The 18,935-nt window shown below is 59.2% G+C and carries 15 protein-coding genes and 1 pseudogene; 8 read left to right on the top strand and 8 right to left on the bottom strand.

Annotated features, from left to right (window positions below):
* Positions 1-6: 6 nt before the first annotated feature.
* Positions 7-1,146, bottom strand: coding sequence for a DegT/DnrJ/EryC1/StrS family aminotransferase (locus AC1DIS_RS13375; protein ID WP_477743602.1), 1,140 nt, complete (start codon positions 1,144-1,146; stop codon positions 7-9).
* Positions 1,147-1,299: 153 nt separating this feature from the next.
* On the opposite strand from AC1DIS_RS13375, the gene gcvP reads away from it, so the two are divergent.
* On the top strand, positions 1,300-4,173 hold the full coding sequence (gcvP, locus tag AC1DIS_RS13370; RefSeq protein ID WP_477743603.1) for an aminomethyl-transferring glycine dehydrogenase: 2,874 nt from the start codon (positions 1,300-1,302) through the stop codon (positions 4,171-4,173).
* A 76-nt stretch (positions 4,174-4,249) separates the two neighbouring features.
* On the opposite strand, the gene AC1DIS_RS13365 is transcribed toward gcvP, so the two are convergent.
* The 5 genes from AC1DIS_RS13365 to AC1DIS_RS13345 form a co-directional block, all read right to left on the bottom strand.
* The gene (locus AC1DIS_RS13365) at positions 4,250-4,570 is read right to left on the bottom strand and encodes a DUF2388 domain-containing protein (RefSeq protein WP_018927594.1); all 321 of its coding nucleotides are present in this window, start codon (positions 4,568-4,570) and stop codon (positions 4,250-4,252) included.
* Between the two features lie 68 nt (positions 4,571-4,638).
* The gene (locus AC1DIS_RS13360) at positions 4,639-5,076 is read right to left on the bottom strand and encodes an NfeD family protein (RefSeq protein ID WP_433784425.1); all 438 of its coding nucleotides are present in this window, start codon (positions 5,074-5,076) and stop codon (positions 4,639-4,641) included.
* Between the two features lie 11 nt (positions 5,077-5,087).
* Positions 5,088-6,002, bottom strand: coding sequence for an SPFH domain-containing protein (locus tag AC1DIS_RS13355; protein ID WP_477743604.1), 915 nt, complete (start codon positions 6,000-6,002; stop codon positions 5,088-5,090).
* A gap of 85 nt (positions 6,003-6,087) precedes the next feature.
* On the bottom strand, positions 6,088-7,872 hold the full coding sequence (gene tfpB / locus AC1DIS_RS13350) for a type IV pilus assembly ATPase TfpB (protein WP_028939117.1): 1,785 nt from the start codon (positions 7,870-7,872) through the stop codon (positions 6,088-6,090).
* A gap of 103 nt (positions 7,873-7,975) precedes the next feature.
* The gene (locus AC1DIS_RS13345) at positions 7,976-8,314 is read right to left on the bottom strand and encodes a hypothetical protein (protein ID WP_064621030.1); all 339 of its coding nucleotides are present in this window, start codon (positions 8,312-8,314) and stop codon (positions 7,976-7,978) included.
* Positions 8,315-8,440: 126 nt separating this feature from the next.
* On the opposite strand from AC1DIS_RS13345, the gene AC1DIS_RS13340 reads away from it, so the two are divergent.
* Positions 8,441-8,911 (top strand): Lrp/AsnC family transcriptional regulator, encoded by a 471-nt coding sequence (locus AC1DIS_RS13340; RefSeq protein WP_018927598.1) that lies wholly within the window; start codon positions 8,441-8,443, stop codon positions 8,909-8,911.
* Between the two features lie 152 nt (positions 8,912-9,063).
* Here AC1DIS_RS13340 and AC1DIS_RS13335 read toward each other — a convergent pair whose 3' ends face one another.
* The gene (locus AC1DIS_RS13335) at positions 9,064-10,431 is read right to left on the bottom strand and encodes a CYTH domain-containing protein (RefSeq protein ID WP_018927599.1); all 1,368 of its coding nucleotides are present in this window, start codon (positions 10,429-10,431) and stop codon (positions 9,064-9,066) included.
* 177 nt (positions 10,432-10,608) lie between these two features.
* On the opposite strand from AC1DIS_RS13335, the gene argE reads away from it, so the two are divergent.
* Both argE and argA read left to right on the top strand, forming a co-directional pair.
* Positions 10,609-11,766, top strand: coding sequence for an acetylornithine deacetylase (gene argE, locus AC1DIS_RS13330; protein WP_477743605.1), 1,158 nt, complete (start codon positions 10,609-10,611; stop codon positions 11,764-11,766).
* A gap of 135 nt (positions 11,767-11,901) precedes the next feature.
* On the top strand, positions 11,902-13,200 hold the full coding sequence (gene argA, locus AC1DIS_RS13325; protein WP_019580550.1) for an amino-acid N-acetyltransferase: 1,299 nt from the start codon (positions 11,902-11,904) through the stop codon (positions 13,198-13,200).
* Between the two features lie 281 nt (positions 13,201-13,481).
* Here the strand turns inward: argA and tauA are convergent.
* Positions 13,482-13,671, bottom strand: a pseudogene (gene tauA / locus AC1DIS_RS13320) (taurine ABC transporter substrate-binding protein); the annotation flags it as partial.
* Positions 13,672-13,966: 295 nt separating this feature from the next.
* Between tauA and AC1DIS_RS13315 the strand changes: the two are divergent.
* The 4 genes from AC1DIS_RS13315 (at position 13,967) to ssuE (ending at position 18,926) form a co-directional block, all read left to right on the top strand.
* The gene (locus tag AC1DIS_RS13315) at positions 13,967-15,307 is read left to right on the top strand and encodes an OprD family outer membrane porin (RefSeq protein ID WP_064621028.1); all 1,341 of its coding nucleotides are present in this window, start codon (positions 13,967-13,969) and stop codon (positions 15,305-15,307) included.
* A 396-nt stretch (positions 15,308-15,703) separates the two neighbouring features.
* A complete protein-coding gene (locus tag AC1DIS_RS13310) occupies positions 15,704-17,086 on the top strand; it encodes an OprD family porin (protein WP_064621027.1) in 1,383 nt (460 codons plus the stop codon).
* A 291-nt stretch (positions 17,087-17,377) separates the two neighbouring features.
* On the top strand, positions 17,378-18,016 hold the full coding sequence (locus AC1DIS_RS13305) for a peroxiredoxin (RefSeq protein WP_477743606.1): 639 nt from the start codon (positions 17,378-17,380) through the stop codon (positions 18,014-18,016).
* 316 nt (positions 18,017-18,332) lie between these two features.
* On the top strand, positions 18,333-18,926 hold the full coding sequence (ssuE, locus tag AC1DIS_RS13300; protein ID WP_019580553.1) for an NADPH-dependent FMN reductase: 594 nt from the start codon (positions 18,333-18,335) through the stop codon (positions 18,924-18,926).
* Positions 18,927-18,935: the final 9 nt, after the last annotated feature.

Here is an 18,935-nt window from a genome sequence, read left to right as displayed (position 1 = left end):
GCCGAATCAAGTCCGCAAGACGGCTTTCACCGCGGCCACCGAACGCTCGACATCCGCTTTATCCATGGCCGTGAACATCGGCAGCGAGACGATCAGTCGTCCGACCCGTTCGGCGACCGGGAACATGCCTTCCTTGAACCCGCGTTCGCGGTAAAGACTCAGCAGGTGAATCGGTGGGTAGTGATAGCCGATACCCACTCCCAGTGCCTGCATCTGCTCCATGAAAGTAGCCCGTGCCGGTTTGCCATCCTGGCGTTCCGGGAGCACCAGTTGGAACAAATGCCAATTGCTGTTCTCGAAATCCGCCGGGGGCAGTTGAGCACCGTACTGCGCTTCGAAGTCCTCGCCGAAGCAAGCGAAGTAATGTTTGGCCAGCTCACGACGATGAGCGGTGATCGCTTCGATGTGGGCAAACTGCCCCAGGCCAATGGCTGCCGCGACATCGGTCATGTTGAACTTGCCGCCCAGCACATCAACGTCCAGCCCGTCGAAACCGCTGCGGGTGACGCCCTGCAAGCGGTACTTTTCCGCCAGCCGCGCTTCTTCGGCATTGTTCAGTACCAGGCAACCGCCCTCCGAACAGGTGACGTTCTTGTTCGCCTGGAAACTGAAGGACACGAAATCACCAGTCGCACCGATGCGCTGTCCGTTCCAGCTCGAACCCAATGCCTGGGCCGCGTCTTCCACCACTCGCAAACCGTGTTTTTTTGCAATCGCGTAAAGGCGCGTCATGTCCACGGGTAGTCCCGCGAGATACACCGGGATAATGGCTTTGGTGCGCGGGGTAATTGCTGCTTCAAGCTGCGCCAGGTCTATATTGCGAGTGACTGGGTCGATGTCGGCAAACACCGGCGTGGCGCCAACTTCCAGAATCACGTTGGCGGTGGCCACCCAGGAAATCGGCGTGGTGATCACTTCATCACCTGGTCCGACGCCGGCAATTCGCAATGCGATCTCCATGGTGCAGGTGCCGGAATTGAACGTACGCACTGGGCGCCCGCCGAAATATTCCGAGAGTTGCGCTTCAAAAGCCTGGACCTTGGGGCCGCTGGTAATCCAGCCCGAGCGCAGCACATCGCCGACAGCGGCAATCGTGGCTTCATCGATGGTGGGTTTGGAGAAGGGCAGGAAAGACAGTTGGCTCATAAATGTGGATACCCGATCAGCGAACGTTTGTAGGCGCCGAGCATAATGATCCGGATTGACCGACAGCGCCACGCCATCCGTGCCGGTATCGACTGCTATGCTGGTTTGACCGAGTTGCATCGACGCTGAGCGCCAGTCATGAGAGAGCCCGTCATGTCCCAGTTGCCGTCCTTGAGCCAGTTACGCGACCCCAATACCTTCCTGCGCCGCCACCTCGGGCCCGATGCCGCCGAGCAGCAGGCGATGCTCGACAGCCTGGGCCTTGGCAGCCGCGTTGAGTTGATCGAGCAGACGGTGCCGCCGGGAATCCGCCTCAACCGACCGCTGGACCTGCCGCCCGCCCTCGATGAGGTAACCGCACTGGCCAAACTGCGCGGCTACGCCGAACAGAACCAGGTCTGGACCAGCCTGATCGGCATGGGGTATCACGGCACCCTCACGCCGGCCGTCATCCTGCGCAACGTGCTGGAAAATCCCGGTTGGTACACCGCTTACACGCCTTACCAACCGGAGATTGCCCAAGGCCGGCTCGAAGCGCTGCTGAATTTCCAACAGCTGACCATCGACCTGACCGGTCTGGAACTGGCCAACGCCTCGCTGCTGGATGAAGCCACGGCGGCCGCCGAGGCCATGGCGCTGGCCAAGCGTGTCGCCAAGTCCAGAAGCAATCTGTTCTTCGTCGACGAAAACTGTCACCCGCAGACGATTTCCGTGGTGCAGACCCGGGCCGAAGGGTTCGGTTTCGACCTGGTCATCGACGCTGTGGATAACTTGAAGCAGCATCAAGTGTTCGGCGCGTTGCTGCAATATCCCGACACCCATGGCGAAATTCGCGACCTGCGTCCGCTGATCGATCATCTGCATGCCCAGCAAGCCTTGGCCTGCGTCGCCACCGACCTGCTCAGCCTGTTGTTGCTGACTCCGCCGGGAGAGTTGGGCGCCGATGTGGTGTTCGGTTCATCCCAGCGCTTCGGCGTGCCCATGGGGTACGGCGGCCCGCACGCGGCGTTTTTTGCCAGCCGCGACGAGTACAAACGCGCGATTCCCGGGCGGATCATCGGCGTGTCGAAAGATGCTCGCGGCAATGTCGCCCTGCGCATGGCCCTGCAAACCCGCGAGCAACACATTCGCCGGGAGAAGGCCAACTCGAATATCTGCACCGCCCAGGTGCTGCTGGCCAATATCGCCAGTTTCTATGCGGTCTACCATGGCCCGGAAGGGCTCAAAAATATTGCCCAGCGTGTCCATCGGCTGACCTGCATCCTCGCCGCCGGTCTGGAACGCCATGGCGTTACACGTGTGAACCAACAGTTCTTCGACACCCTGACCCTGGAGGTCGGTGGCACTCAGACCGCGATCATCGAAAGTGCCCAGGCGGCGCAGATCAACTTGCGCATTCTCGGTCGCGGGCGGTTGGGCCTGAGCCTCGACGAAACCAGTGACGAAACCACCGTGGCGAAACTGTTCGATGTGTTTCTCGGTGCCGATCATGGGCTCAACGTCGACGAACTGGATGCTGAGGCCCTGGCGTCCGGCATTCCTGCAGGATTGCAGCGCAGTACGCCTTATCTGCGTCATCCGGTGTTCAACGCCCATCACAGCGAAACCGAAATGCTGCGTTACTTGAAGCAGCTGGAAAACAAAGACCTGGCGCTCAATCAGTCGATGATCCCGCTGGGATCCTGCACCATGAAGCTCAATGCCACCAGCGAGATGATCCCGATCACCTGGCCGCAGTTCGCCAACCTGCACCCGTTCGTGCCGAAAGAGCAGGTGGTGGGTTATTCCTTGATGATCGAGGAACTGGAACGCTGGCTCTGCGCAATCACCGGTTTCGATGCGATCTGCATGCAGCCCAACTCGGGCGCCCAGGGCGAATACGCCGGGTTGCTGGCGATCCGCAAATATCACGAGAGCCGTCATCAGGGCGCGCGGGATATCTGCCTGATCCCGTCTTCGGCCCACGGCACCAACCCGGCCTCGGCGCAAATGGCCGGGATGCGGGTGGTGATCGTCGAGTGCGACGAGGCGGGTAATGTCGATCTGGAAGACCTTAAAGAAAAGGCCATCGAGGCGGGGGACAAACTCGCCTGCCTGATGGCGACTTATCCTTCGACCCATGGGGTTTACGAGGAAGGCATCAGCGAGATCTGTGAAGTTATCCACCGCCATGGCGGTCAGGTATACATGGATGGCGCCAACCTCAACGCGCAAGTCGGGTTGGCGCGGCCGGCAGACATCGGCGCCGACGTGTCGCACATGAACCTGCACAAGACGTTCTGTATTCCCCACGGCGGTGGGGGGCCGGGGATGGGCCCGATTGGTGTCCGGGCGCACTTGGCGCCGTTTGTCGCCAATCACCCGGTGGTGCCGATCGATGGCCCGCTGCCGGGGAATGGTGCGGTAAGCGCAGCCCCTTGGGGCAGTGCAAGCATTCTGCCGATCAGCTGGATGTACATCGCGATGATGGGGCCGCAACTGGCGGATGCGAGTGAGGTGGCGATCCTCGCCGCGAATTACCTGGCGCAGCATTTGTCCGGGGCGTTCCCGGTGCTTTACACCGGGCGCAACGAGCGCGTGGCCCACGAATGTATCCTCGACTTGCGTCCGCTCAAGGTGCTGACCGGGATCAGCGAAGAAGACGTTGCCAAACGCCTGATGGACTACGGCTTCCATGCGCCGACCATGTCATTCCCGGTGCCGGGGACGTTGATGGTCGAACCGACCGAGAGTGAATCGAAGGCGGAACTGGACCGTTTTATTGATGCGATGCTGAGCATTCGCGCGGAAATCAACGAGGTGCAGAACGGCAACTGGCCGGCGGAGGACAACCCGCTGAAGCGTTCGCCGCATACCCTGGCCGACATCACCGGTGTCTGGGAGCGGCCGTACAGCATCGAGCAGGCGGTGACGCCGGATGCACACACCAAGGCCCATAAGTACTGGCCGGTGGTGAACCGTGTGGACAATGTCTACGGCGATCGCAACCTGTTTTGCGCGTGTGTGCCGGTGGATGAATACCGCTGAAGTCACTCGCCCCGACAAATCAGGGGCGAAAAAATGCCGCTCATTTGGAGCGGCATTTTTTGTTCAGCAACGAACCTTACTTCGAGGCGATGGCATTCTTCGCCAGGATGGCGTTCGCCAGTTCCATGTCCGTGGCTTGCAGGCCAGGGTTTTCAGCGCGGACTTTCTGCATGGCGGCTTCCAGATAGGGGCCGCGAATGGCGCCGTCACTGGCGACAAAGCTACCGGCGTCGTCCTGGGCGGCGACGATCAGCTTGTGATCCCTGGAGGTCAGGTAGGACGTACCGGTGGTGGCACCGGAAGTAAGGACGTTACGCAAAAAGCTGTCATCAGCCATCGCCGAACCGACTTGAAGGGACAACACGGCGACGGTAGCGACAGCAAGTTTGAGACGCATAAAAGGTGACTCCACTGGGTTTTAACTGCGGCCTTTGATTGCCAATAACCCAATCGAGTTCCGTGACGTTAGTCGGCCCGCTCCACCAGTAAAATCGCCCCTTGTTGTCCGATCACCCGAACACGGCTGCCAGGCGCGGCATCAGGCCCTCGGGCCATCCACACACCGTCGGCGACCTTGATCTTGCCACGGCCATCGACAATCGCTTCAGTGACCACGAACACCTTGCCGATCAGCTCTTGCCCTCGCAGGTTCAGGTTCGGCTGATCGCTGGCCCGCACCACACTGCGCTGACGTCTCCACCAGTACAGGGCGGTGAGGATCGAAAAAACGGCAAACAACAGCACCTGCCATTCCCAGGGTAAACCCGGTATCAGGAACTTCAGCACGCCGACGGCGGCGGCTGCCATGCCGATCCACAGCAGATAACCGCCGGCACCGAACACCTCGAGGATCAGCAACAGCGCACCCAGGGCCAGCCAGCTCCAGAACGAGAACAGTTCCATGGGCGGCGACCTCAGCCTTTCTTGCCGTCGAAGGTGGCCTTGACGATTTCGCCGATGCCGCCGACTGCACCAATCATCGAACCGGCTTCGAGCGGCATCAGGATCACTTTGCTGTTGTTGGCCGAGGCCAGTTTGCCCAAGGCATCAATGTACTTCTGTGCGACGAAGTAGTTGACCGCCTGCACGTTACCGCCGGCGATGGCTTCGGACACCACTTTGGTGGCCTGGGCTTCGGCCTGGGCCTGACGTTCCCGGGCCTCGGCTTCGAGGAACGCCGCCTGACGACTGCCCTCGGCTTCGAGAATCTGCGCCTGCTTCTTGCCTTCGGCGGTGAGGATCGCCGAGGCGCGCAAACCTTCGGCTTCCAGAATCTGTGCGCGCTTGATCCGCTCGGCTTTCATCTGGCCGGACATGGCGGCCATCAGGTCGGCGGGAGGGCTGATGTCCTTGATCTCGATCCGGGTGATCTTGATGCCCCACGGCGCAGTGGCTTCGTCGACGGTGCGCAGCAGTTTTTCGTTGATGTTGTCGCGCTGGCTGAGCATCGCGTCCAGCTCCATGGACCCGAGCACGGTGCGGATATTGGTTTGCAGCAAATTGCGCACGGCATGTTCGAGGTTGTTCACCTCGTAGGCGGCCTGGGCAGTATTGACCACCTGGAAGAAGCATACGGCGTCGATCTGCACGGTGGCGTTGTCGGCGGTGATGACTTCCTGGGGCGGAATGTCCAGCACGCTTTCCATCACGTTGATCTTGCGGCCGATGCGGTCCATCACCGGAATGATGATGCTCAGGCCTGGCTTGAGGGTGTTGGTGTAACGGCCGAAGCGTTCGACCGTCCATTCAAACCCTTGGGGCACCACTTTGAAGCCCATGAAAAGGATAGCCACGACCAGCGCGACGAAGAGAATCAGTGCAATGCCCATAACGGTCCCTGTCCAGCCTGGTTGAGTTGCGATGACCAGAGTGTAGGGCAAAAGGCTTGCTATGCGACTTCGGGGAGGTCATGGCCTATTTCTGCTCACTCTGCGGTGTCACCCGCAACACCTCTTCAATCGTGGTCAACCCCGCCGCCACTTTCTGCGCCCCCGACAAGCGCAAACTGCGCATGCCTTCCTTGAACGCCTGACGGCGGACCGCCAGCAAGTCGGTGTCGGGGTTGATCAGCGCTTTGATGCCATCCGTCAGCTGCATGATTTCGTAAACCCCGGCGCGACCGCGATAGCCGGTTTCGCGGCATTCCAGGCAACCGATGGCGCGCTGGGCATTGGTCGGCAGTGGCGCTTGCCAAGGCCGGGTCAGGGTTTGCCAATCGTCTTCGCCCAACGTCAAGGGGGCCTTGCAGTGAGGGCATAACGTACGCACCAGACGCTGGGCCATGACCCCGAGCACCGTGGCCTTGATCAGGTAATGCGGCACGCCGAGTTCCAGCAGGCGGCTGATGGCGCTGGGGGCGTCGTTGGTGTGCAACGTCGACAGCACCAGGTGCCCGGTGAGTGCCGCCTGAATTGCCATCTCGGCGGTTTCGAGGTCGCGGATCTCGCCGATCATGATGATGTCCGGGTCTTGTCGCATCAGCGCGCGCACGCCGGCGGCAAAGGTCAGGTCGATGTTGTGCTGGACCTGCATCTGATTGAACGCCGGCTCGACCATTTCGATCGGGTCTTCAATGGTGCAGAGGTTGACCTCCGGCGTCGCCAGTTTTTTGAGGGTGGTGTACAGCGTGGTGGTCTTGCCCGAACCGGTTGGCCCGGTCACCAGAATGATGCCATTGGGCTGGCGGATCATGTCTTGCCAGCGGCGCAGGTCCTCGGCGGAGAAACCCAGTTGGTCGAAATCCTTGAGCAGCACTTCCGGGTCGAAGATCCGCATCACCATCTTCTCGCCGAACGCTGTCGGTAATGTCGACAACCGCAGCTCGACTTCGCCGCCGTCCGGGGTCTTGGTCTTGACCCGGCCGTCCTGGGGTTTGCGCTTTTCCGCAACGTTCATCCGCCCCAGGCTTTTCAGGCGGCTGACGATGGCCATGGTTACCTGCGGCGGGAATTGATAGACGTTGTGCAGCACGCCGTCGATGCGAAAGCGCACCGTGCCTTGCTCGCGCCGGGGTTCGATGTGGATATCGCTGGCCCGCTGCTGGAACGCGTATTGGAACAGCCAATCGACGATGTTGACGATGTGCGCATCGTTGGCGTCCGGCTCCTGGTCGCTGGCGCCGAGGTTGAGCAATTGTTCGAAGTTGCCCAGGTTGCTTGTCTTCTGATCGGCGTTGGTGGCGCCGGTGACTGATTTAGCCAGGCGGAAAAACTCCACGCTGAAGCGCTGGATATCCACCGGGTTGGCCACCACGCGCTTGATCGGCAGTTTCAATACGTGGGTCAGGTCGACTTCCCAGCCGCTGACGAAGGGCTGGGCGCTGGCCACGGTGACGGCATCGCGGTCGATGGCCACCGCCAGAATCTTGTGSCGTTGGGCGAAGGCATAGGACATCAGCGGCGTAATGGCGGCGACGTTGATTTTCAGTGGGTCGATGCGCAAGTAAGGCTGGCCGGCCTGCTGGGACAGCCACAGCGTCAGGCTTTCCAGATCGAGGTGTTTACCGGGACGGCTGAGGTCGTCCAGATGTTGGCTGGCGATGAACTCCAGCGGATGTTGCTGAGCATTGGTGGCGTGACGGCGGCGGGCGTTGAGTGCGTGTTCGGCAGAGTCCTGGCTGACAAAGCCCTGGGCGACCAGTTCACGCAGCAAATCGTTAAGGTCCAGCCAGCGGTCCTGAGTGGCAAGTTGAACGGACATGCGGGCTCCTTATGAACAACCGTTCGCAAAGGATAGCTGGGCACCCGCAGACCGTTGGGCCACTACCCGACCAACACGTGTCGGGTTTTTTCAGGGGAGGGGGTCAGCCCGCTGCCTGCGCCGGCTCCTGCCACGCCGAATCGGCCGCTTGCAGATTCACCGAGCAGACGCTGATCAGGTTACGCAGCTTTTCCGCGATCACCTGGGCTCGGTGCCAGCTCAGGCCGTCCATGACGATGTCGATCGATAGCAGATCGTCCAGGCGCTGCACGTTGACCTGCTGCGGCGTCAGAAACTGCAAGGCGAACAGATTGAGCGCGCGGCACAGCAGATCCGGCTCGGCCTCGGCCAGTAGTTGGTATTGAACGCGGCAGTGGGCGTTGCTGACGTTCCAGACATCGGCGCGGGCGGGCGCGGTGTTCACGGCTTCGAGGGGCGGCATGGTCGGGCTCCAAAATCATTGGAGGAATTTTTACATTCGGTGTGGGGTATTTCTTATCTATGATTGGGCTTATTGACGATTTATCGAATCGATCAATTCAATATCATATTAATTTCAGGTTTTTCTATGCATAGCGAGCTGGATGGCTACGACCGCAAGATTCTCGCGTTGCTGCAAGAGGACGCTTCGCTCTCCAGCGCGCAGATCGCCGAACAGGTGGGGCTCTCGCAGTCGCCCTGCTGGCGGCGGATTCAGCGGATGAAGGAGGAGGGGATCATTCGCGGTCAGGTGACGTTGCTTGACCGCAAGAAAATCGGCCTCAACACGCAAATCTTCGCCGAGATCAAACTCAACGCCCACGGGCGCTCGAACTTCACTGAGTTCACCGAAGCGATTCGCGGTTTCCCCGAAGTGCTGGAATGTTATGTGCTGATGGGATCGGTGGATTTCTTGTTGCGGATCGTCACGGCAGACATCGAGGCTTATGAGCGTTTCTTCTTCGAGAAACTGTCGATGGTGCCGGGGATACAGGAGGTCAACTCGATCGTGGCTTTGTCGGAAATCAAATCCACGACGAGTTTGCCGGTGTTGCGTTGATGATGTTCGAGGGCCTTTGTGGCGAGGGAGCTTGCTCCCGCTGGAGTGCGAAGCGCTCCTAATCCGGCCATTGCGGTATGCCAGACAAACCGCGATGCCCGGATTACGACTGCTTCGCAGCCGAACGGGAGCAAGCTCCCTCTCCACAGGTGTTACATGCGCAATAGCATTTTCCAGGCACGATTCTGATACACCGCAATCGCCTGCTGCTTACGCGCATCCAGCGACTCATCGGTGATCGGCTCGTTAGCTAGCAAGGCAAGCTGTTTCAGCTCACCGTACAGGCGATCCATTTCCGGGATGTCCAGCACGCTACGGGCGTGGTGCAGCCAGGCCTGGATACGCTCGATGCGCGGCAGTTGTTCGGCCAGGTCTTCCGGCTGTTGCTGGTAACGCTGCAGTTGCAGCGAGTTGGCTTCTTCGCCCAGAAGGCGTGGCAGCCAGCTGCCCAGTTGCGCGGCGCCCTGGCGATTGCCACGGGTGTTGCGATCGGCAGCCCAGGTACGGGCCAGCAACCAGCGCGAAGTGTTCAGCGAGAACAGGCCCCAGCGCGGATCTTCCAGCTCTTCGAGGAACTGCTCCGGCGCGGCTTTGCGCACGTCTTCGTCGTCCAGGCCGGCCTGTACCAGCGGGCGCCAGTCTTCCAGCAAGGCATCCAGCGCGACCCGCAGATCGTGAGTCGACTGACGCGGCGCGGCTTGACCGAGGCTACTGATCAGCGCGCGCATTTCAGCGAGGTTTTCGACCCAGTCCTGCAGCAGGCGCCAGTGGCCATTAAAGCGATATTGCTCGGCCAGGCGCTGGCTGCTGCCAAGCAAATGCCAGCACAAGGCGGCGAACGCATCGTCCAGTGGCATTTCGGCGGTGATCTGCGGCGCCGGCAAGCTCAGCGAGTAGCTGTTGGCGTCGAACAGGCGATAACCGCGTTCGGCCTTGCTGATGTCGCATGGCATCAGCGGCAGGGTCGCGGCCAGTTCGGCGGCCAGTTCCAGCAGTGCGGCCGGCTCGCCTTCGCGCAGTTCCAGTTCCAGCTCGCAGATTTCTTCTTTCTGCTTGCCGACCACCACGTGGCCCAGGTCCAGCGCGGCTTCGATGACCACTTTGGTCTTGCCACGGCCCCAGGCGATTTCCGCGCGTTCACGCACGAAATCGGTGGTGAAGATGGCTTTCAGGGTTTTCTTGTCCAGTTCGGCCAACTGCTCGGGCCAGCATTCGCCGTCGAGCTTCTTCACGTCGAGTTTGGCTTTGGGCAGGTGCCAGTCGTACTCGTGACGTTCGGACAGACCGGCGACGCTCTGGCCACGGGTCTTGAGGGTCTGAATCACTTCTTCGCCATCGCGGCGCAGGCGCAGGGCAACCTTGGCGCGGGCCAGGTCGCGCTCGGGCGTGTCGAAGTACTGGTTCATCAACTCACGGCGTTCCCAGCCACTTTTGTTGCGTTTCTTCAGTAACGGGTGCTCGCGCAGGGCGGCGAGGGTTTCGCGGCTGACGCGGAGTTTGATTTCGGTTTCTTTCTGCATGGCCGGAAAATCCAGGATCGGGAGCGCAGCCGGGGAAATGTGTGGCTGCCAAGGTCGTGCAGTGTACAGGACTCAAGGGTTGTAGGGTCTGTTGACGCTTGGTGACGGCCGCGACGGTTTATTCCTGTCACCGGATGGCTCTATGATGGACTTCAATTCGGGAGTTGGGAGTCAGCGATGCCTTTGCCGTCCATGAAAGATCAGTTCGCTGCGCTGATCGCCGCGCCGTCCGTCAGCTGTACCCAACCGAATCTGGATCAAACCAATCGGCCGGTCATCGACTTGTTGGCGACATGGCTCGGGGAGCTGGGTTTTGCCTGCGACATCCAGCAGGTCAGCCCCGGCAAGTTCAACCTGCTGGCCAGTTTCGGTTCCGGTCCCGGCGGCCTGGTGCTGGCCGGTCACAGCGATACGGTGCCGTACGACGCGGCGCTGTGGCAGACCGATCCGCTGAAACTGACGGAAGTGGACGGCCGTTGGGTGGGCCTGGGCAGTTGCGACATGAAGGGCTTTTTTGCCCTGGCCATCGAAGCCGTCAAACCCTTGCTCGAGCAACCATTCAAGCAACCCTTGCTGATTCTTGCGACCTGCGATGAAGAAAGCTCGATGTCCGGTGCGCGTGCCTTGGCCGAAGCCGGGCGGCCGCTAGGTCGTGCGGCGGTGATTGGCGAGCCGACGGGGTTGAAACCGATCCGTCTGCACAAAGGCGTGATGATGGAGCGCATCGACATCCTCGGTCAGAGCGGTCACTCCTCGGACCCGAGCCTGGGCCATAGCGCCCTTGAAGCCATGCACGATGCCATCGGCGAACTGCGCGGCTTGCGTCTGGCGTGGCAGCGGGAATTTCGTAATCCGCAGTTCAGTGTGCCGCAGCCGACGATGAATTTCGGCTGCATTCACGGTGGCGATAACCCCAACCGCATCTGCGGCCAGTGCTCGCTGGAATTTGACTTGCGTCCGCTGCCGGGCATGGACCCCAGTGCCCTGCGCGCGGCGATTTTGCAGAAGCTCAACCCTGTTGCCGCACGGCACCAGGTGAAGATCGATTACGCGCCATTGTTCCCCGAAGTGCCGCCATTCGAGCAGGCCGAGGACTCGGAATTGGTGAGGGTCGCCGAAAAGCTCACCGGCCATCGCGCCGAAGCAGTGGCGTTCGGCACAGAAGCGCCTTATCTTCAGCGCCTTGGCTGTGAAACACTGGTCTTGGGCCCCGGCGATATCGCCTGCGCCCACCAACCGGGGGAATACCTCGAAATGTCACGTTTGCAGCCTACCGTGCATCTATTACGTCAACTGATCGAACATTACTGCCTGACGCCGGCGTCGCTCGTATAAATTGCCAGTGTCACTACCCGTACTTATGAGGAGAGCGCGCGTGTCGCCAAGCCTGTTCCGACGATAACCATCAGCCCGCTGTGCGTTTACTGCGTTACTCTTTTTTCGGCTGCTATTTATTACAGGCCCAGGTTCATGCCCGAATACGTCAATTGGCTTCGTCACGCTTCGCCTTACATCAACGCCCACCGCGATTGCACCTTCGTCGTCATGCTGCCCGGCGACGGTGTGGAGCACCCGAACTTCGGCAATATCGTCCACGACCTGGTGCTGCTGCACAGCCTGGGCGTGCGACTGGTGCTGGTTCACGGTTCGCGTCCGCAAATTGAAACCCGCCTCGCTGCTCGCGGCCTGACCCCGCACTACCACCACGGCATGCGCATCACCGATGCGGCGACGCTGGAGTGCGTGATCGATGCGGTCGGCCAACTGCGCATCGCCATCGAAGCGCGGTTGTCCATGGACATGGCCTCGTCGCCGATGCAGGGCTCGCGCCTGCGGGTGGCCAGCGGCAATCTGGTCACTGCGCGGCCGATCGGCGTGCTCGAAGGTGTCGATTATCACCACACCGGCGAAGTGCGCCGGGTCGACCGCAAGGGCATCAATCGCCTGCTGGACGAACGCTCCATCGTGCTGTTGTCGCCGTTGGGTTACTCGCCGACCGGCGAAATCTTCAACCTCGCCTGCGAAGACGTCGCGACCCGCGCGGCCATCGACCTGGGCGCAGACAAGTTGCTGCTGTTCGGCGCCGAGCTCGGTCTGCTGGATGAACAGGGTCGTCTGGTTCGCGAGTTGCGTCCGCAACAAGTGCCGGCACACCTGCAACGCCTGGGCAGCAACTATCAGGCCGAGCTGCTGGATGCGGCCGCTGAGGCATGCCGGGGCGGTGTGGCGCGCAGTCATATCGTCAGCTACGCCGAAGACGGCGCGCTGCTGACCGAACTGTTCACCCGTGACGGTGGCGGTACGCTGGTGGCCCAGGAGCAATTCGAGGTGGTGCGCGAGGCGGCCATCGAGGACGTCGGCGGTTTGCTGGACTTGATCAGCCCGCTGGAAGAGCAGGGCATTCTGGTACGCCGTTCCCGCGAGGTGCTGGAGCGTGAGATCGAGCAGTTCAGTGTGGTCGAGCGTGAAGGCATGATTATCGCCTGCGCGGCGCTGTATCAGATTGCCGATTCGGATGCGGGGGAGCTGGCGTGCCTGGCGGTGAACCCGGAGTACCGTCATGGCGGTCGCGGTGATGAATTGCTGGAGCGCATCGAAACCCGCGCCCGGGCTCAGGGCCTGAAAACCCTGTTCGTGCTCACCACCCGGACCGCCCACTGGTTCCGTGAGCGGGGTTTCGTGCCGAGCAGCGTCGATCGCCTGCCGTCGGCGCGGGCGTCGCTTTACAACTATCAGCGTAATTCGAAGATTTTCGAAAAAGCCCTCTGACTGAGTGGCTGTGATCGTTCCCACGCTCCGCGTGGGAATGCAACCCGGGACGCTCCGCGTTCCATCGAGAGCCGAACGCAGAGCGTCCGAAGAGGCATTCCCACGCAGAGCGTGGGAACGATCATCACTCAGTGACGTATTTGGCGCTGACATACGGCGAATAATCCGGCAGCACCGTTTCTACCTTCCCTTGCTCCCGCAAGAACTTCGCCATCTCTCCAATCGTCTTCGTCGTGCCGCCAATGCACCGCGGTCTGCTGCGCGGCGCTGACCACTTACGAACCGCGATTGAAACGACGCCAATCGACTTTATGGCCTATGGTTTCTCGAATCGCCGTCGGCTCGAAGGCCTGCGGTGGGGGGGACGCCGGTTTGATAGCCGAACGCGAGCGTCGTCGCCTGAGTGGAAAGAGAAAATATTAGCGATACACAAACTGTAACAAATTGACTAGATAGTGCGCGTTTAGCCATGATGGCGTCGCCTTTTCGATAGGGATTGACGCGTACGGGATGTGCCAAAGCCAATGGGAATAAAAAAAGGCTGGTAAATACCCTTTAGGAATTAGCTTTTGGGCCAATGCCGTTATATCCGGTTCGATGAGCCGCCGGCAGGGACTCAATATTCGACGTTAGACCTTGGTCGTAGACACACATGGTTACGATTGACTTGGTAGTCACGGTCTGGCGCTAATCGCGCATCTGTGGATCCAGGGCTCTCGACCCAAGACCAAAGAACACAAAAATTAGAAAACGAGAGGAGCGAAACATGAATAAGTCCACCTTAGCCCTGGCTGTGGCCGTGGGGGTTTTGGCGCAGCAGGCAGGCGCAGCGGGTTTCCTGGAAGATAGCAAGGCTTCCGTCAGTTCTCGCACGATGTATTACGACGCTGACGTACGTGAAGGAGCGAGCACTCCTGCTAACAGACAGCGAGAAGCCGCTGAGGGTCTCAAGTTCGATTACCTGTCCGGGTTCACCCAGGGTACCGTTGGTTTCGGTATCGACGCCCAGGCACTGGTCGGCATCCATCTGGATGGCGGCAGGGGACATCACCCGCTCGGTAACAGCAACTCCTTCTTCCCGAGCGACGGCGACAGGTCCGCCGACGAGTGGAGTCGTCTGGATGGCAACGTCAAGGCGCGCTTCTCGAAGACCGAGGCCCACTTGGGTGGCGCTTTGGCACCTAACTTGCCGATCCTGATCGCGAACGACAGCCGTGTGCTGCCGCAGACCTTTGACGGTGGCACCATCACCTCGAAGGAAATTGACAATGTGACCTTCAACTTGGGTCAACTGGAGCACGCGTCGGGTCGCGCCTCCTCCAACAGAACTGGCCTGGCAGTCGCTGGCGGTACTCATGACAGCAACCAGTTCCGTTACGCCGGTGCTGACTGGAAAGTCACCAAAGACCTCACGCTGCAGTACTACTACGCGAACCTGGAAGACTACTACAAGCAGAACTTCCTCGGCCTGGTGCACGTCTACCCGATCGCCCCGAACCAGTCGTTCAAGACTGATATTCGTTATTTCGACAGCAGCTCCGATGGCAAGAACGGCGACGTCGGCTACCGCTTCAACAACAACAATGGCTACGCCAAGAATCCAGGCGAGGTCGATAACAAGACCTGGAGCGCGACGTTCACCTACACCCTGGGTGGCAGCGCGTTCCTGCTTGGTCATCAGCGTGTCAGCGATGACGGCGGCTTTGTCTTCTTGAACCAGGGCAGCCTGATCGATAGCAAAGGTCGTCCAGAAGGTGCCGGTGGCGCCAGCTTCTACTCGTTCACCGACGCCACCGTGGGCAGCTTCATCCGTGCCGGTGAAAACACCACGTACGGTCAGTACTCCTATGACTTCGCCTCACTGGGCGTGCCAGGTTTGAAAGCTTCGATTGCTTACCTCGATGGCCGAGACATCAAGGCAACCAACGGCGTGGGTAAAGACCTGAATGAGCACGAGACCGACGCGCGTGTGGACTACGTGATTCAAACGGGCCCACTCAAAGGGTTTGGCACGACTCTGCGTCACGGTACTTACAGCGGTAATACCAGCACCGCTGACCAAGACCAGACCCGTCTGATCTTCAACTACACCTACAGCTTCCTGTAATAACCCTCAAAAAAAAGCCTCGCCTGTTGGCGAGGTTTTTTTTGGTGTGTTTTTTTATATTCCAAAAAAATAGCTTAAGTTGATTATTTATTCTTTTTTGTTTTTTACCCAAGTCTATAAAATGAATCCATCAGGTACTCATTGGCAGCGACACGAGTATCGGATTCAGCACCCCCCGATTTTGAAGATCAAGGAATTGGTTCATGAGCCGATACCTTATGTCCCGGCATGGATATATATGCCTAAATGGCATTAAAAAATACTGCAAWWAATCTTTTGGTTTGTCATGTCGGCAAAAACAAGGGGGCTGACCACCCGGCGCTCATTGCGCATCTTTGGATCCGGGCACTCGACCAGGACCAGGAACCCAGAATTAGAAATGAGAGGAGCGAAACAATGAACAAGTCCACCTTGGCCCTGGCTGTGGCCGTAGGGGTTTTGGCGCAGCAGGCAGGCGCCGCCGGTTTCATCGAAGACAGCAAGGCTACATTGGGGCTGCGTAACTTCTACATCAACACCGATAACCGCGATTCCGACGCGGGTACCGCCAAAGTCAAGGCCAACGGCGTTCAAAGCAAGAACGAGGAATGGGGCCAAGGTTTCGATCTGCGCTTCACTTCCGGCTACACACAAGGCACTGTCGGCTTCGGTATCGATGCCATCGGCCTGTTGGGCGTGCGTCTGGACACCGGTGGCGGTACTAACGGCGCCACTTCGACTTCTTACGGCGGCACTGTTTTCCCAAGTGAGTCCAACGGCAAAGCGGTTGATAACTTCTCCAGCCTGGGCCTGACTGCCAAAGCCAAGATTTCCCAGACCGAATTGAAGTTGGGTACCCTGCAGCCAAAACTGCCGGTGATCGTGACCAACGACGGTCGTCTGCTGCCGCAAACCTTCCAGGGCGGTCAGATCACCTCGAACGAAATCAAAGACCTGACACTGGTTGGCGGTCAGATCGAGCACGCCAAGGGGCGTAACTCCAGCAACAACGAAGAGTTGTCGATCGCTGGTGCCAACGCTCACACTGCTGCCGGTCGTGACAGCAACAAGTTCATCTATGGCGGTGGCGACTACAAAATCACCAAGGACCTGACCGCCCAGTACTACTACGGCAACCTGGAAGATTTCTACAAGCAGCACTTCCTGGGTCTGGTTCACAACTGGTCGATTGGTCCAGGTGTGCTGAAGTCTGACTTCCGTTACTTCAACAGCCGTAACGATGGCGCCAACGGCCATGACTCTGCCTATTTCACTACAGGTGACTACGGAACCGGCATTACCAAAGGTAAAGTCGACAATAACCTGTATAGCGGTCTTTTCCTGTACTCGGTTGCCGGTCACACCTTCGGCGGCGGTTACCAGGTCAGCAATGGTAATAGCGACTTCCCTTGGCTGAACCAGGGTGATGGCTCGTCGGCTTACCTGACTACCGACAGCCAGATCGCCAAGTTTGCCCGTGCTGGCGAACGTACCTGGCAAGCTCGCTACGCGTTCGATTTTGCCAAAGTCGGCGTCCCAGGCCTGACTGCGGGCATGGTTTATCTGCGTGGCGATAACATCGACACAACCGGTAAAGTGGGGGCAGCTCAGACTAGCGTCAACGCAACTGGCCGTTCCGAGTGGGAACGCGACCTGACCCTGGCGTACGTAGTACAAGAAGGTCCGTTGAAAAACCTGGGCCTCACCTGGAAAAACGCCATGTGGCGCAACGACATCCCAGGTCAGCGCGACCAGGACGAAAACCGTCTGATCGTCAGCTACTCGATCCCGCTGTTGTAATAGCGCTCGCATAACCGATGAAAAAAAGCCCCGCCCGGCATTACGCCGGGCGGGGCTTTTGCGTTTTCAAGGCGGGCTCACCCCCGTAAACCCTCCTTGAAGTTCCCTTTTTGCAACAACTCAAGGCCTTCTCGAACCTTGGGATCGATGTTCGTCCCGATGGCGGATCAGGTCCAGTGAACAGATCTTTAATATTTCTTTATGATCTAAATAAATTGATATTTATTCTTTTTAATTAAATTGGAACGCAGGCACAGTTGAGCTCAACAAGCACTCACCAGGAGCAGCACCATGAGCCTCAGACTTGGCGATATCGCCCCCGATTTCGAACAGGATTCCAGCGCCGGCACCCTCCGTTTCCACGAATGGCTGGGCGATAGCTGGGGCGTGCTGTTTTCCCATCCGGCAGACTTTACGCCGGTGTGCACCACCGAGCTGGGCTTCACCGCCAGGCTCAAGGATGAGTTCGCCCAGCGCGGCGTCAAAGCCATTGCCCTTTCCGTGGACCCGGTGGATTCGCATCACGGGTGGATCGAGGACATCAACGAAACCCAGAACGCCATCGTCAATTTCCCGATCCTCGCCGATGCGGACCGTAAAGTGTCCGACCTGTACGACCTGATCCATCCGAATGCCAACGACACTTTGACCGTGCGCTCGTTGTTCGTGATCGATCCGAACAAGAAGATCCGGCTGACCATCACTTACCCGGCGAGTACCGGCCGTAACTTCAATGAGATTCTGCGGGTAATCGATTCGCTGCAGCTCACCGACAACTACAAGGTGGCCACACCGGCCAATTGGCAGGACGGTGATGAGGTGGTGATCGTGCCGTCACTCAAGGACGAAGATGAAATCCAGCGACGTTTTCCCAAGGGGTATCGCGCGGTGAAACCGTACCTGCGCCTGACGCCGCAGCCGAATCGCTGAACCCTTGTAGGAGCGATGCTTGCCCGCGAAGCGAACGCCTCGGTCTTTCTAGCGTCAGGGGTGACGCCTTCGCGGGCAAGTCGGATCGCCGCACCGCTCGCTCCTACAAGGGCTGTGTAGATTTACAAAGCAGGGGATTTTCAGGCCGTTTCGACGGCCTGTTTTTTGTCTGGAAAAAGACGAACAGCATATTCATTTAAGATATAACCAAATGAATAAATATGATTTATGGATATATAAATCACCTGTTAAGGTCATTCCATCGATGCGAGATCGCAAGCTGCGAATCGCCAACACCGCTCAAGGAATTGTCTGAATGCTGGTCGTCTCACTCGGTGGCAGCCCCAGCCTACGCTCCCGTTCCGGGGTGTTGCTGGAGCGCTCCAAACGCTGGTTGCAAGAGCAAGGTGTGGAAGTGGTGAGTTACCAGGTACGGGACTTCCCGGCTGAAGATTTACTGCATGCCCGTTTCGACAGCCCGAAGGTGATCGATCTGTTGCAACAGATTGATAACGCCGACGGCCTGCTCATCGCCACACCGGTTTACAAAGCCTCGTTCTCCGGCGCGTTGAAAACCGTACTGGATTTGCTGCCCGAGCGCGCTCTGGCCCACAAAGTGGTTCTGCCAATGGCGACCGGCGGCAGCATCGCCCACATGTTGGCGGTGGATTACGCGCTCAAGCCAGTGCTGTCGGCGTTGAAGGCCCAGGAAATGCTCCACGGGATTTTCGCCGTAGACAGTCAGATCGCTTACGGCGAAGGCAGCACCCAGGCGCAGTTGGCTCCCGAGCTTGCACAACGACTGAACGAATCGCTGGAGCTGTTCTACAGCGCCATGGCTCGCCGGCCCAAGCCGCTCGATCCAAACCTGTTGAACGAACGTTTGTTGAGTGCTCGCTGGAGCATTTAAGCCAGCCCT

It is taken from the genome of Pseudomonas sp. 05N433 (assembly GCF_056396925.1).
Note: the sequence above shows the minus strand (reverse complement) of the source record. Positions and strands in the feature narration are given on the sequence as shown.

Excerpts from the sequence above, each read along its gene's own strand:
- AC1DIS_RS13375 (WP_477743602.1), bottom strand. The coding sequence starts at position 1,146 with ATGAGCCAACTGTCTTTCCTGCCCTTCTCCAAACCCACCATCGATGAA.
- AC1DIS_RS13305 (WP_477743606.1), top strand. The coding sequence starts at position 17,378 with ATGAGCCTCAGACTTGGCGATATCGCCCCCGATTTCGAACAGGATTCC.
- AC1DIS_RS13335 (WP_018927599.1), bottom strand. The coding sequence starts at position 10,431 with ATGCAGAAAGAAACCGAAATCAAACTCCGCGTCAGCCGCGAAACCCTC.
- AC1DIS_RS13315 (WP_064621028.1), top strand. The coding sequence starts at position 13,967 with ATGAATAAGTCCACCTTAGCCCTGGCTGTGGCCGTGGGGGTTTTGGCG.
- gcvP (WP_477743603.1), top strand. The coding sequence starts at position 1,300 with ATGTCCCAGTTGCCGTCCTTGAGCCAGTTACGCGACCCCAATACCTTC.
- AC1DIS_RS13355 (WP_477743604.1), bottom strand. The coding sequence starts at position 6,002 with ATGGGCATTGCACTGATTCTCTTCGTCGCGCTGGTCGTGGCTATCCTT.
- argE (WP_477743605.1), top strand. The coding sequence starts at position 10,609 with ATGCCTTTGCCGTCCATGAAAGATCAGTTCGCTGCGCTGATCGCCGCG.
- AC1DIS_RS13345 (WP_064621030.1), bottom strand. The coding sequence starts at position 8,314 with ATGCCGCCCCTCGAAGCCGTGAACACCGCGCCCGCCCGCGCCGATGTC.
- argA (WP_019580550.1), top strand. The coding sequence starts at position 11,902 with ATGCCCGAATACGTCAATTGGCTTCGTCACGCTTCGCCTTACATCAAC.
- AC1DIS_RS13360 (WP_433784425.1), bottom strand. The coding sequence starts at position 5,076 with ATGGAACTGTTCTCGTTCTGGAGCTGGCTGGCCCTGGGTGCGCTGTTG.
- AC1DIS_RS13340 (WP_018927598.1), top strand. The coding sequence starts at position 8,441 with ATGCATAGCGAGCTGGATGGCTACGACCGCAAGATTCTCGCGTTGCTG.
- AC1DIS_RS13365 (WP_018927594.1), bottom strand. The coding sequence starts at position 4,570 with ATGCGTCTCAAACTTGCTGTCGCTACCGTCGCCGTGTTGTCCCTTCAA.
- ssuE (WP_019580553.1), top strand. The coding sequence starts at position 18,333 with ATGCTGGTCGTCTCACTCGGTGGCAGCCCCAGCCTACGCTCCCGTTCC.
- AC1DIS_RS13310 (WP_064621027.1), top strand. The coding sequence starts at position 15,704 with ATGAACAAGTCCACCTTGGCCCTGGCTGTGGCCGTAGGGGTTTTGGCG.